Annotated in this window: 15 protein-coding genes, 1 tRNA gene and 2 pseudogenes; 2 read left to right on the forward strand and 16 right to left on the reverse strand. The window is 37.5% G+C overall.

The features are described from left to right. Positions 1 to 77: 77 nt before the first annotated feature. The 11 genes and pseudogenes from CFT42_RS06595 to CFT42_RS06645 all read right to left on the reverse strand — a co-directional run bounded on the left by CFT42_RS06595 (position 78) and on the right by CFT42_RS06645 (position 7563). A complete protein-coding gene (locus CFT42_RS06595; RefSeq protein ID WP_088815758.1) occupies positions 78 to 644 on the reverse strand; it encodes a hypothetical protein in 567 nt (188 codons plus the stop codon). A gap of 16 nt (positions 645 to 660) precedes the next feature. Further along, entirely contained in the window at positions 661 to 1323 is a 663-nt protein-coding gene (locus CFT42_RS06600) for a hypothetical protein (RefSeq protein WP_088815759.1), read from the reverse strand. A 500-nt stretch (positions 1324 to 1823) separates the two neighbouring features. Further along, the gene (locus tag CFT42_RS06605; protein WP_088815760.1) at positions 1824 to 2087 is read right to left on the reverse strand and encodes a hypothetical protein; all 264 of its coding nucleotides are present in this window, start codon (positions 2085 to 2087) and stop codon (positions 1824 to 1826) included. Between the two features lie 11 nt (positions 2088 to 2098). Further along, positions 2099 to 2416: a hypothetical protein gene (locus tag CFT42_RS06610; protein ID WP_088815761.1), complete on the reverse strand. Its 318-nt coding sequence runs from the start codon at positions 2414 to 2416 to the stop codon at positions 2099 to 2101. Between the two features lie 17 nt (positions 2417 to 2433). Beyond that, complete coding sequence (locus CFT42_RS06615) at positions 2434 to 3672, reverse strand: lipase (RefSeq protein WP_088815762.1); 1239 nt, start codon at positions 3670 to 3672, stop codon at positions 2434 to 2436. Then, positions 3669 to 4061: a hypothetical protein gene (locus CFT42_RS06620; protein ID WP_088815763.1), complete on the reverse strand. Its 393-nt coding sequence runs from the start codon at positions 4059 to 4061 to the stop codon at positions 3669 to 3671. Before CFT42_RS06620 ends, CFT42_RS06615 begins: the two co-directional genes overlap by 4 nt. Before the next feature lie 14 nt (positions 4062 to 4075). Further along, complete coding sequence (locus CFT42_RS06625; RefSeq protein ID WP_088815764.1) at positions 4076 to 4858, reverse strand: hypothetical protein; 783 nt, start codon at positions 4856 to 4858, stop codon at positions 4076 to 4078. A gap of 5 nt (positions 4859 to 4863) precedes the next feature. After that, the gene (locus CFT42_RS06630; protein ID WP_088815765.1) at positions 4864 to 5262 is read right to left on the reverse strand and encodes a hypothetical protein; all 399 of its coding nucleotides are present in this window, start codon (positions 5260 to 5262) and stop codon (positions 4864 to 4866) included. After that, a complete protein-coding gene (locus CFT42_RS06635) occupies positions 5255 to 6097 on the reverse strand; it encodes a ParA family protein (protein ID WP_088815766.1) in 843 nt (280 codons plus the stop codon). The genes CFT42_RS06630 and CFT42_RS06635 overlap by 8 nt, the downstream gene beginning before the upstream one ends. A 61-nt stretch (positions 6098 to 6158) precedes the next feature. Beyond that, positions 6159 to 6323 (reverse strand): hypothetical protein, encoded by a 165-nt coding sequence (locus tag CFT42_RS14830; RefSeq protein ID WP_088815767.1) that lies wholly within the window; start codon positions 6321 to 6323, stop codon positions 6159 to 6161. A 182-nt stretch (positions 6324 to 6505) separates the two neighbouring features. After that, positions 6506 to 7563 (reverse strand): annotated as a pseudogene (locus CFT42_RS06645) (IS3 family transposase). A gap of 83 nt (positions 7564 to 7646) precedes the next feature. On the opposite strand from CFT42_RS06645, the pseudogene CFT42_RS06650 reads away from it, so the two are divergent. After that, positions 7647 to 7958: pseudogene (locus CFT42_RS06650) on the forward strand (tyrosine-type recombinase/integrase); the annotation flags it as partial. A 110-nt stretch (positions 7959 to 8068) separates the two neighbouring features. Here CFT42_RS06650 and CFT42_RS06655 read toward each other — a convergent pair. Next, positions 8069 to 8140: transfer RNA gene (locus tag CFT42_RS06655), tRNA-Arg, on the reverse strand. Positions 8141 to 8322: 182 nt separating this feature from the next. On the opposite strand from CFT42_RS06655, the gene clpP reads away from it, so the two are divergent. Continuing rightward, positions 8323 to 8916: an ATP-dependent Clp endopeptidase proteolytic subunit ClpP gene (gene clpP / locus CFT42_RS06660; protein ID WP_088809773.1), complete on the forward strand. Its 594-nt coding sequence runs from the start codon at positions 8323 to 8325 to the stop codon at positions 8914 to 8916. A gap of 44 nt (positions 8917 to 8960) precedes the next feature. Here the strand turns inward: clpP and namA are convergent, their stop codons facing one another. From namA to rapZ, 4 genes are read right to left on the reverse strand one after another with little or no spacing between them, the layout of a single operon-like run. After that, positions 8961 to 9974, reverse strand: coding sequence for an NADPH dehydrogenase NamA (namA, locus tag CFT42_RS06665; RefSeq protein ID WP_088809772.1), 1014 nt, complete (start codon positions 9972 to 9974; stop codon positions 8961 to 8963). 15 nt (positions 9975 to 9989) lie between these two features. After that, positions 9990 to 10964 carry a DNA-binding protein WhiA gene (gene whiA / locus CFT42_RS06670; RefSeq protein WP_088809771.1) on the reverse strand — a complete coding sequence of 325 codons (975 nt, stop codon included), beginning with the start codon at positions 10962 to 10964 and terminating at the stop codon, positions 9990 to 9992. 5 nt (positions 10965 to 10969) lie between these two features. After that, on the reverse strand, positions 10970 to 11932 hold the full coding sequence (locus CFT42_RS06675) for a gluconeogenesis factor YvcK family protein (RefSeq protein WP_088809770.1): 963 nt from the start codon (positions 11930 to 11932) through the stop codon (positions 10970 to 10972). A 1-nt stretch (position 11933) separates the two neighbouring features. Beyond that, positions 11934 to 12809 (reverse strand): RNase adapter RapZ, encoded by an 876-nt coding sequence (gene rapZ / locus CFT42_RS06680; RefSeq protein ID WP_088809769.1) that lies wholly within the window; start codon positions 12807 to 12809, stop codon positions 11934 to 11936. Between the last annotated feature and the right edge of the window lie 65 nt (positions 12810 to 12874).

Consider the following 12874-nt stretch of genomic DNA (forward strand, 5'->3'; position numbering starts at 1 on the left):
ATTTGTTCTTATTTGAAATAGGTATAATGACCGAAAATAAGGAGACTATTTAGCACATAGTCTCCTTAATTAATTATTTAAATGGCTTTATCGAATTTCTTTATGTTGCCAGATGCGTTCAATTTTATAATGGTTTCAGCAAGTTCTGCTTGTGCCGTTTCATCATAAGTTGGTGTATCAAATGTCACATAATTATTTTTATTAAAGTAACAAAGTAACTGAACATATCCTTTGTCTTTCATTTTCAGGGCAGAAAATTGGGTTATATTTGAATTCATAAATGCTGGTGCACTTGTGTTTTCAAAGTCGAAAAATAAAATCGGGATTTTACCAACTGATGTGAGTTTTTCTCGCAATTCACTTAAATTCGTTTTTTTTAAGTAATCTCTTGTTATAAGTAACGCATCAAATTTTTGCAAATCAGCACTTGATGTCGAAGCTGAAACATTTGAATAGGCGAACCATTTGCTTATCTCATTAACTTCTCCAAAGACAGCAATTCGCACTTTTCCTTGTTCTCTATCATCTGAAGCAAACGCATTTTTTTCAGCTAACGGACTTGTCTCTCTATAATTTGCGACTGTAAAAACGCTTATCAAAAGTAAACTACAAAAAACAATTAGCGCTATCTTTCGGGATTTCATAAGCTTCACTCCTCAGTTATTGAGCATAAAAATGACCATATTTATACACATATTTGTATTTCGTTTTTGCCTTTGATACTGAATAATTAATCGTCCCCATGCCACCAACATTTAGTGAAACAGATGAAGATGATGAAGTAGAACCTCTATCATAAAAATCTCCATTTATACACCAATAAATATTATTTTTAGACAAAAACTTCACTTTAAAGGAACCCTTGAATTGCTTTGTTACACCGTACCATGAGCGCACGAGATTATAATCAACAATCTTATTAAATTGTCTAAACGACCCTTGCGACCACATTTGAACATATATATCAACTTTAGGCTTCCATATCCCGCCTATATTTACACTTTTTGTTAAATGTTTATACGAAATATTAGAGCTTGCTTTTAAAAGCGGTCTTTTAACATCAGCTCCCTGTAAACGTGTCCTCACTTCAGCTATCGAAACATTATCACGTTTTGCGATTTCTGCCACCATCTGATCATAACTTACAGTATCAACTGTTGTGCCATCTTTCGTAACAACATGCGATTTAGACAAATCTACCCCTTCTAAATTAACAACTTCCCCTTGTTTTCTATTATACGATGCTTCTGCCTGATTCGGTACCCCTTGACTGCTTAGAAAAACAATTGTTACTGCAATAAATCCAATTAAAAACTTTTTCATGTTAGCATGCTCCGTTCTATATTATGTAATTGAAAAGGTTTACATACAAATGGTACCACACAAATCTAATGTATAGGTTAAAACGCTTTATTAAGTATAATTCGAATTAAATTAACCACATACTTATCAAAATCAACCAATCGTTCCCTTACTCCTGTTAAAACTTACATCTTATGTGGCAATATTCACATTTTATTCAGAGCTAGCTAAGTTTTGACACAAATCTTCCTTATTTTTATGCTTATCTTGAAAATTTATAAAACTAATTTGATACTTTACAAAAAAATACTGCTCTATTTACGCATAAATATTCAATCGACACTTTATTATTTTCCACAAAAAAACATCCTATCTAAGATAAGATGTTTTTAAACGCCCTCGGAGGGATTAATAAGTGTTGTTGTAATGCGGTTTATAGAGCCAGTGCACAAATAATGACACAAACTAAAGCCCCGACTTTTGTCAAGGCTTGCCAATATCCATTTTACAAAAATAGAAATTCAAAAGTTTTCTAACATATCTTCTTGTTTCTCAAAGACTTCCGTTACTTTCTTGCCAAAATGTCCTTTTACTGCTTCTTGTAAGTGGCTGCTTGTCTTTGAAACAGATGTTTTCGCCATTTTCATTTCTTCTTTTCCGGTTTTTCGAACTTCCTTGTCGGCCGCTTCTCCCGTCCGGCTATTTTGCATGCCCAAGGTTCGGACTTGTATTTTCTGACTGCTTTTCTGAAATTCTTTCAGTAGGTCTTCCAATGCTTCTAGCAACTTGTATCACCTCATTTGTTTCTCTCTGCTTGCTGTAATTCTTTATGAAACTGTTCCTCTGCATATTCCGCTTTCTGTCTTACTTCCCGCTGTTTCTCCTGTAAATCTGCGCGATAATTCGTTTCCAACTGTTCGATTTCCCTTCGAGCCATTTCTAGAATATCCGTACAGTCTTCTTCGCTTTGTCGAACCTGGTAGCAAATTGCTTCATAAGTCTGTTGTGCGATTTCTTCCCCTTTTTTCTGAAAACGATGAATAGCCACTGCTTGCTCCTCAAGTTCTTGCCTTTGTCGCCTGTATTCTGTTCGCAACTCTTCTTCGGTTTTCATCTACGGACCTCCCCCACTCATCCCAATTGCTGCGCTAATTCGTGATCCTTTTGTTTGAGAGCCTCTATACTTTGTTTGATTTCATTGGCTAAATCGTCAAATTTAGTGCTCATTTTCTTCACTTTATTGATTTTTTTCTGATAATCTTCACAAGGCTCAATCACTAGTCTTTTTTCCGTGCAACCTACGCTCTCTAATTCTGCTAAAATTTCACTTTCCGTGAGCATATCTCCCACTTGGCGCGCTTCTTGTAGCGTCTTTTTCCAGATCTTTTCGACTTTATCCATGCCCTCTTGGTACACTTTTATCACATGAGCTGTGACCGCTTTAAACTCCGCCACGGCTGTTTCTACAACGGCTAACGCTCGACTATCATCTAAGTATATTTGTTCATTCGTCGAGATGCCTCCACCACTTGCTTGGAATTTCTTTTGTATTATTTCGAGATCATATAACTTGGCTATGTATTCTGTCATGGCGTAGCGTTCCGCTTGTTGAACAATGGCTTCTTGGTTGTATTCATTATTGGGTATCTTTAGTTTTCCATCTTTATCAAACGTCCAGTTACTTAACTGGTGGTAGTCTATCGGATTTAAGTGCGTCCCCATTTCCATACTTACTTTGATTTCTGCACCTGTACCATCGCCTCCGAAGTTTCCAATAACATCTGCACGATTCCGATAATTCGTTAACATCCCTGGATTCTCTTTGATCCACTTTTTGGCTTCCTCCGATAAAATATTCGATGGGTCTGGACCATTAAATCCGACATTACGCCACTCATTTTCAGCAGCGACCATGAGTGCTAAGTATTCTCCGAGCGAGTGTCCAGTTGTTGTAATCCTAGAATTAGGATAATCTTTCTTCACTTGGTCAGCGAATTCTCGTGCTGTTATTGCCTGTCCGTCAACTTCTGTATTTTTAAAAGGATTAAGTGGATTTTTATCTAATTTTTCTTCACCTTTTATGACGGTTTCTAAATCTGTGTTTCGATCTTGTGCATCAGAAAAGTTTGTCCCTGCGTAAGCAATGACCACTTCTGCCGTGTCCACTTTTCCATTTTTATCAACTGGGGCAACAGCCATGGCTTGCATACCATTTTTTGAGTTATTTTCTGTTTTTAAAATTTTATACTTGGTATCTCCAAACTTTCTGTAACTTCCTTCTTTCAACGTTGGCGCATACTCTTTGTGCTTCGGGTCTAACCAATAAGCTTTATCACTCAAATCCTTATAGCTTTTATCTGTAACAGTCAAAGTTCTTCCTCCGATCCATTAGAGTATATAACTTTAACTTTATCCATAGTTATTCCTTCTTTTTGAACTTTTTCATTTTCTATGCCATAATCACTAATTTTTTCCTGATTTTTTGCAAAACCATAGTCAAAATAAGCAGATTCCCCTTCTTTACTAGTCATTGTCACAACTATACTATATGATCCTGTCATATTATTATAACCAACCCGTTCTATTTTTACTTTTGCTACATTAGCAAAAGTCTTTTTCAAAGCTTTCACTGATTGCTTTTCTACTTCTAATTCTTTTTGTTCTTTTTTATTATCCATATACATCTTCCCTCCAACAATTGCTACAACTGCAATAATGATGACAACAATCGAAATAAAAATAATCCAGCCCTTTTTCATTTCATCCCTCCATCTCAAATCTTGACTTGACTAAGTTGTACCTTTTCAATATTATTTAATATTTCTAAATCCAATTGGTCACTTTCTTTCTCCAATAATTGTAAGTCTGTTTTTCTGTAAATATTACGTTCAAGAAGTAAATCAAACCAATAGATTACCAATAAAAATTTGATTACTATTTTTTTATACAATCGTATTGCTTTTGAGACTGATTCAGCATCTAGAACTTGATACTCAACAAGATACTCCTGCGGAGAGAAGAGTTCAGTATTGTTAGTGTGGACTATTCCAGATAGTTCAGTATAGAATTCATTCAATTGATTAATACACACCTCTATTACAGTTCCTTGAAAGTATTCTTTTGATTTAGACGTGAGTTTTCCAATCTTATATGAATCACAAATAGATTTTAATTCTTTTAGTTCTTTATTGGCAGAATAATCGCCATTTTTACAGTTATTGATATAAATATGGTGCCTCAGTGTGCTAAGCGAGAATCTAAAAAACGATTCAATAGAAGATCTCATGATTCGTTTTCCAGAATCTGTATAGTTAATATTAATTAAATCAAATGCAATTATCATATCTTTTTTACATTGGTTAACATATTTCCAAATCTTACTTCTCTCATCAAAACTTTGAAAAGCAGGTGTTAAGTTCGCAAGAAGATAAAGCAGCTTATAATTTATCTTCAAATTATTTTTAAATTCGTCATTCTTAATTAACATGTTTCTGTTCTCACATAATTTTATATACAACTGATAATCTTTCTCCAAAGATGTTTTTAAGTTAACCAATTCACTTATTCCCCTTTAATTTTAGGATTTATTATATTTCTCCATTCGTCAATAGGGTCGCTAGTTTTCTTTTTCAATTTGGATTGATTACTCTCCACTTCAAAGCTCTCGACAAATTTTTGAATATTTTTTATCACCTTAAAAGCTTCCTTTTTGTTTTCATCTCTTAATTTGATTAAGTCTCGTACAATCCTCGAATATACAGCCGGTCTAGCAGCAAACAGATAATCCAGGTATTCTTTTTTAAGCACTTCCGCTGCAAAGCTTTTTAATTCTATATTTTTTTGATAATATTTTTTGGTAAGAATCACCTCGGCTAGTACACCAGGCAATAAAAAATATAAGTTTGAAATGTTTTCTTCGCCAGCATCTGTGTTAATAAATTCATATAAAAATTTATTCATGCTCATCTTCTCCTACTCTCTTCAAAAACTCTCTTCCTAAAGATTCAATATTTTCCTTACAAATATCCATATCGGACATCAGACTTGTCAATTTTCCACTTCTAATAGCCTCTCGTTCAACAATTTTCGTATAAAATTGCGGCTCGTTTGTGAATTTATTTAAAATTTTTGATCTACCAACCTTCCCCTGGGAGACCATAGTAAAGATAATACCTAAATTTATAATATCAACATCACTAGTCGCATCATCATCACGCATAACTCTTTGGAGCAAATCATAGCCTAAAGCAGAAAAAACATCTGGAGCAATTGGAACAATAAACATGTCGCTAGCAATAATAGCTGATTGTGAATATACTGAAAATGTTGCTGGTGTATCAATAAATATAAAATCATATGAGTTACTACCCATTATATTATCAGTTATGTATTTTTTTAATTTTTTTTCAGCTCCTCTTTTACTTGATTCAAAAGAAACAATTTCCAAATCACCTGGTATACAGTCCAATCGTCCACCACCTGAAAAATTTTTTAAGTTCACAATCAAATCAGAAGAACTATACTCAGGAAAATTAGCTATGCTTCCCCTTAAAGGCTGTAATATATAGTTAATAGTTTGACATTCTTTTTGAAGATTTTCATATTCTTTGAACGACTTAAACTTTGGAAACAGGACTTGTGTCGCATTAAACTGAGGATCTACATCAATAATAAGAATATTTTTATTATGATTTTTAGCTAATTCATAAGCTAGATTGATACATAACGTAGTTTTACCTACCCCACCCTTCATATTAATAAATGAAATAACTTTCGCCTTTGCATTTTCTGTCATTTTTCACTCACCCTTATGTATTTTTACTAAAAGTATACTATAGATAGTAGCGAAAAGGTATTCATTTCTGTTTACTTTTTATCAAACCCAACAAATCAAAAAGGTCATCGGCAGTCGCTTTATTTTTTATAAAGCTTCTCGTTATTGATCTATCACGTAGATATCTAGCATGTTCTCTATTCTTATTTTGCCAACGTTTATTAGCTTCAGTTTGCTTGTTTTTCATGGTTACTCCCCTTTATAATCTATACTAATTGTATACTATCGATAGTATAAAAACAACAAAAAAGAACCCCGCCCAATAGGACGAGGTCAGAAAATCATTTAAACGTTCCGTATTTCTCAGCATTCTTGCTATTGTCTGCACTTGGATCAATGTCAATAAAGTAGATACGAAAAAAGAATATTTTACGGCGTATTGAAATAAAAGAGCTCTTTTTCTTCTGGTTTTAACATACCGATGGTCGAATGAGGGCGATGCCAATTATAAAAACTTTCAATATATTCAAAACAAGCGAGTTGCACCTCTTGAATAGAAAAAAAGTTCGCCGATTCAATTCTTCTTTTTTCATATATTTAAAGAAGGCTTCCGTCACGGCATTATCCCAAGGGTAAGATTTTTTGGAATAGGAAGCAATCAGGTCATGCTCATCTAGCCATCTGCGATATTTTTCGGCTGTATATTTTGACCCACGGTCACTATGGATGAGGACAGAGTAGCATGGCAATACATAAATAAACAAAGCCTTTTCCTACAGGAATGTAAGAAAAATCTGTTGTCCAAACTTGATTTGGTGCAGGTGGATTAAATGCTTGCCGTAAATGATTGGGATAAGAGGCGTGAGGCTCTTCATCTACTTTTTTTATCTTGGAATAATTTAGTTTCACGGTAGACATTTGAGGTAACTGAAGTTGACGAAGCAACCGATAGACGCGCCCTACACTGATGGATATGCCATAATCACGCTTTAAAACAACTTGAATTTTAGCAGCACCAAAGCGCTTTTTGGCTTGGGTATAAATCTCTAAAATCCATTTTTTGAGCTATTGATTTTCTTGCTTGCGCTTGGAAGGTTGTCGTTGAATGAATTTGTAATAGGTCGAACGATTCACCTGTAAAGCTTTGCATAATCGAACAATGGCATGTTCATGCTGAAGCAAAGAAATCGCCTTTAATCGTTGTTGGAGTGTGGCGTGAATATGGCAATCGCTTTTTTTAAGATGAGGTTTTCCTCCTCCAATTGAGCATTTCTTTTTTAAAGCTTTTTAACTTGTTGGGCCGTAAGGATGGTGTCATCATCAATCTTGACTTTCGAAAATTGTTTCACCCAGCAGGCTATCGAAGATAGGGCGATACCATATTCTTTTGCTAATGCATTTTGAGTTTTCCCTCTTTCATAGAGTTTGACAATAGACTTTTTAAAATCATCATCAAAGGAACGAGCAGGCTTTCTAGCTTTTGTCATCTGTTTTTTTCTCCTTTGTTGGGAAATGTCTACTTCCTTGATAGTATAGCATGTTTTATGTCTACTTTATTAGTATATACCCACTCTTTTACACGTATCACAATAAACCAATTGATAACGCATCTTGTAATAAAGCACTTAAGAAAATTTGCCACAAAATAAAAAGCGAAAATGTCACGCTCCACAAGCTAAGACATACGCATACGGGCTTATGTGTAGAAGCTGGAATGGATATTATTTATGTGGCAGATCGATTAGGGCATGATGATATTAATACCACACTCAAATATTATAGTCACTTAAGCGATAGCATACGTTCTAACAATCACGCGAAAGTAGATCAATTTTTCACTTACAATTCATTATTTGTGCCACAAATAATGCCACAAAAATAACGGTAAAATAGTGTATTATAAGGTATAAAAAAACATCTTATAAATGGTCTAGACGCTTGACAGAGCTTGATTTATGACCGTTTATAAGATGTTTTTAAAAATGTTTCTAACGCCCTCGGAGGGAATCGAACCCCCATTTTAAGAACCGGAATCTCACGTGCTATCCTTTGCACCACGAGGGCAAATAAATTTACCGTACGAATAGTAATTATAGCGGAAGCAGTGTACTTTGACAAGTTTTTAATCAAAAGAAAATGTTTTAAGAGTCTTTCATTTGACCTAATTTGACCAATATTGTATGATGTAATCAGTGAATGGGCGATATGCCCATCTTAAATTTTAGGCTTATAGGAGGAATCTTGATATGAATTTAATCCCTACAGTAATTGAACAAACAAGCCGCGGGGAACGTGCTTACGACATTTATTCCCGCCTTTTAAAAGACCGTATTATTATGCTTGGTTCTGCGATTGATGACAATGTTGCGAACTCGATTGTTTCGCAGCTACTTTTCTTGGACGCCCAAGACCCTGAGAAAGATATTTTCCTATACATTAATTCGCCAGGTGGTAGCATTTCTGCCGGAATGGCGATTTATGACACAATGAATTTCGTAAAATCCGATGTTCAAACAATTGGTATGGGAATGGCTGCTTCGATGGGATCGTTTTTACTAGCTGCAGGAGCTGATGGCAAACGTTTTGCGCTTCCTAATACGGAAATCATGATTCACCAACCTCTTGGCGGAGCCCAAGGACAAGCTACTGAAATCGAAATCGCAGCACGCCACATCTTGAAAATCAAGGATCGCATGAATCGTATTTTATCCGAAAAAACGGGTCAAACGCTTGAAGTTATTGCGCGCGACACTGACCGTGACAATTTCATGGACGCGGAACAAGCGAAAGAATACGGCTTGATTGATGATATTGTTGTGAATAAGAATAATTTGAAATAATGAAACGAAAAAATCCGAACTCAGACGAGTTCGGATTTTTTGTTTTACCACCCGCGACTATACTGTCTCGGACCATCGATTGTTTCTCCAAGTTCAATGGCTGCTTCGCGTGCAAAATACGGGTTGCGTAGTAATTCGCGGCCGATGATGATTAAATCCGCGCGGTCATTGCACAAAATTTCTTCTGCCTGTGTGGCGTTTGTGATAAGACCTAGAGCGCCTGTTGCGATTCCAGCATCACGGCGAATCAATTCGGCAAATGGCACTTGGTAGCCGGGATAGCTAGACGGTGCTACGGGCACTAGGCCACCACTTGATACGTCTACTAAATCGACGCCGTCTGCTTTCATCCATTTTGCAAAAGGCACGTAATCTTCTGGTTTTAAACCACCGTGCGCATAGTCTGAGGCTGAAACGCGTACAATGACCGGGCCGTCCCAAACTTCGCGCACCGCTTTTATAATTTCACTAACAATGCGGTAGCGGTTACCCGCAGGGCCACCGTATGCATCTTCACGGCGATTTGTAATTGGCGATAGGAATTGATGTAGCAAATATCCATGTGCTGCATGCAATTCGATGACGTCGAATCCGGCTTCTGCCGCACGATAAGCCGCACGTTTAAAGTCTTCCACCACTTCTTTTATTTGCTCTAAAGTTAGCGCGTTCGGTTCGCTGTATTTCTCACTAAATGCGATAGCAGACGGCGCAACAATTTTCCCAGGAAGTTCAGCTTTTCTACCCGCATGAGCAAGTTGAATTCCTGCTTTTGCTCCGTGATCATGAATTCCGTCTGTAATCCGCTTGAGCGCTGGGATTTGCTCGTCGCACCAGAGGCCTAAATCCTTTGTGGAAATGCGGCCGATTTCTTGAACAGCAGTCGCTTCCAAAATCACGAGTCCCGTTCCACCAGCGGCGCGGCTCATATAGTGTGTAAGGTGAAAATCGGTTGCAATGCCGTCTTCTTTATCGACCGAGTACATGCACATCGGCGACATCACAAGGCGGTTCTTTAAGGTAACATCTTGTAATTTGTAACTGGAAAATAATTTCGACATCAACATTCGCATCCTTTATTTTATACTTTGAACATTTAAACCTATTTGTGAAGGGGTTTCCCCGTTTTTCAGGCGTTCGGCAATTTGGTCGATTTTTCGCAAACGATGATTAATGCCTGATTTTGAAATGGCGCCATTTGAAAGCATTTCACCGAGTTCTTTTAGCGAAACGTCTTCATGCGTGATGCGCAGTTCTGCAATTTCACGCAAGCGCTCTGGTAACGCTTCTAAACCAACTTCAGCGCGGATAAATTTAATGTTTTCGATTTGTCTAACTGCCGCATTGATTGTTTTATTGAGATTTGCTGTTTCACAGTTAACAAGGCGATTGACGGAATTTCGCATGTCGCGCATAATCCGAACGTCTTCAAAGTGAAGCAGCGCCTGTGTTGCACCAATAATACTCAAAAATTCCGTGATTTTCTCGGCTTCTTTTAAATACGTAATGAAACCATTTTTCCGCTCGAGCGTCCGCGCATTTAAGTCAAATGAATTAAGCAACGCGCATACCGCCTCATTATGTTCCTCATAAACCGAGAAAATTTCAAGATGATAGGACGATGTTTCCGGATTGTTCACTGAGCCACTTGCTAGAAAAGCCCCTCGCAAATAAGCACGTTTTGCATTCCGTTTTTTTACAAATGCCCTATCAATCGACTTCGTAAACGTAAAATTATCTTGCAAAATATATAAATCTTCAAGAATTTCCTTCGTTTTCGCCTTCAGCCTAACAATATACACATTATTTTTCTTCAACTTCATTTTTTTTCTGACTAAAAGCTCAATCGGGACGTCGTATAAACGCTTTAAGAGTTGATACATCCGTCTAGCAGTGGCTGCGTTCTCCGTTTGAACGTCCGTCACCATCAAACCATTTGAAAATGACATCGCACCGTTCATTCGAATGAAGGCGGCAAGTTCGGCTTTCGCCTCATCTTCTGTCACTTCCATATTCGTCAGTTCTTTTTTTGTTTCCGAGGCAAACGACACAACACTCACTCCTTTTCATCATTGGGAAGCATGCTTAAAAGAGCTTGCGCCACTTTTTCACCATCATGCCGGACAAGGCGATTTTCTGTTGAAAGAAAATCATGATACACTTCTTCAACGCCAATTTTTTTAAGCGCTGCGTCACTATGTGTTACTTGTCGAACATCGTCCGGAAATAGCAATTCTACCGGAACTTTTTCAGTATTAATTAACATTTTCGTAATAAATGGCGTTCCCACATGCTCGTGAATCGCCTGAATATGGTCCGCATCACTAAAATAATCCGTCTCACCAATTTGAGTTAAAATATTCGTGATGTAAACTTTCTCTGCTTTTGATGCCACAATGGCCTCTGCTAATCCTTTAACGAGTAAGTTTGGCATGATGCTCGTATAAAGGCTGCCTGGGCCGATAACAATTAGGTCTGCGTCTTGTACTGCAGCTACGGCCGTTTCAAGTGGCGCCACATCTTCTGGGTCAATAAACACCCGTTTAATTTGCTTTCCTTGTAAAGGAATAATCGATTCTCCGGTTACAATTTCCCCGTCTTCCATCTCTGCTTTTAAAACAAGCGGGTGGTCGGTTACGGGAATGACTTTGCCGCGAATGCGCATGACTTTGGAAAGAACATCAATGGCATCTACATAGTTTGCGTTTAGTTCAGAAAGCGCCGTTAAAATGAGGTTGCCTACGACATGACCCGATAAATCACCGTCCACTTTGAAGCGATACTGAAAAAGGTCAACGAGGCGCTGATCAGCGTTTGATAAAGCAACCATGACATTGCGAATATCACCGGGTGGAAGCACGTTCATTTGCTGCCGAATTTTCCCCGAGCTACCGCCATCATCAGCAACTGTGACGAGCGCAGTTAAATCAACATTTTTATTTTTTAAGCCTTTTAAAATGACGGGAATGCCAGTGCCACCGCCGATAACTACAATCTTCGGTTTCCTTGCTTTTTCCATGCTACTTTTCCTTTCTGCGTTTCATATCTCGGTGTGAAATCGTCGTTTCGTATTTACTTTGCAACGCTTTTCCAATGTATTCAGAAAGTGCAACAGAACGGTGTTGCCCGCCCGTACAGCCAATCGCAATGACAAGTTGCGTCTTCCCTTCGCGTTTGTAATAAGGCAGCGTAAAATTGAGTAAATCAAGCGTCTTATCCAAGTAAGTTTGCGTTTCTGGCCATTTCATCACGTAGTCATAAACATCTTTGTCAAGTCCTGTTAAAGGACGCATCTTATCAATATAATGCGGATTCGGCAAGAACCGTACATCAAACACAAGATCCGCGTCAATCGGCAAGCCGTACTTAAATCCGAAAGACATCACTTGCACATTGAAAACATCTTTATCCTCTGCTCTAAACTCTTGATTGATTCGTTCTCTAAGCTCGCGCGGCTTCATATTCGATGTGTTGATGACAAGTTGCGAGCGACCTTTCAAATCACTTAATAAATCGCGTTCCGCTTTAATACCTTCTAAAACGGAGCCATTTGGTTCAAGTGGGTGGTGCCGTCTTGTTTCTTTATAGCGCGAAACTAAAACCCCATCATCTGCTTCTAAAAAGAGAATTTTAGTCGTAATAAAAGAAGTGTTATCGAGTTCATCTAGCGCTTGCTCAATGGAGTCGAAAAAGTCACGTCCGCGTAAATCCATAACAAGTGCAATTTTATTCATTTTGCCGGATTCCTTCATAAGCTCCCAAAACTTAGGTAACAAAGTCGGCGGTAAATTGTCGACACAGAAATAACCAAGATCCTCTAAAGACTGCATGGCAACCGTTTTACCTGCCCCGCTCATTCCAGTAATAATAACTAATTGCAATTGATTCGTTGCCAAAAGCACTCATCCTTCCATCGTTCACTATATCTATTATTCTACCATAATCACCACTATAATGATGC

This window comes from Listeria goaensis (assembly GCF_900186125.1).
GTDB classification, from domain to species: domain Bacteria; phylum Bacillota; class Bacilli; order Lactobacillales; family Listeriaceae; genus Listeria; species Listeria goaensis.

Coding starts and splice junctions, on each gene's coding strand:
- CFT42_RS06595 (WP_088815758.1), bottom strand. CDS start 644: ATGAAATCCCGAAAGATAGCGCTAATTGTTTTTTGTAGTTTACTTTTG.
- CFT42_RS06635 (WP_088815766.1), bottom strand. CDS start 6,097: ATGACAGAAAATGCAAAGGCGAAAGTTATTTCATTTATTAATATGAAG.
- CFT42_RS06610 (WP_088815761.1), bottom strand. CDS start 2,416: ATGAAAACCGAAGAAGAGTTGCGAACAGAATACAGGCGACAAAGGCAA.
- CFT42_RS06620 (WP_088815763.1), bottom strand. CDS start 4,061: ATGAAAAAGGGCTGGATTATTTTTATTTCGATTGTTGTCATCATTATT.
- clpP (WP_088809773.1), top strand. CDS start 8,323: ATGAATTTAATCCCTACAGTAATTGAACAAACAAGCCGCGGGGAACGT.
- CFT42_RS06630 (WP_088815765.1), bottom strand. CDS start 5,262: ATGAATAAATTTTTATATGAATTTATTAACACAGATGCTGGCGAAGAA.
- CFT42_RS06600 (WP_088815759.1), bottom strand. CDS start 1,323: ATGAAAAAGTTTTTAATTGGATTTATTGCAGTAACAATTGTTTTTCTA.
- namA (WP_088809772.1), bottom strand. CDS start 9,974: ATGTCGAAATTATTTTCCAGTTACAAATTACAAGATGTTACCTTAAAG.
- CFT42_RS14830 (WP_088815767.1), bottom strand. CDS start 6,323: ATGAAAAACAAGCAAACTGAAGCTAATAAACGTTGGCAAAATAAGAAT.
- CFT42_RS06675 (WP_088809770.1), bottom strand. CDS start 11,932: ATGGAAAAAGCAAGGAAACCGAAGATTGTAGTTATCGGCGGTGGCACT.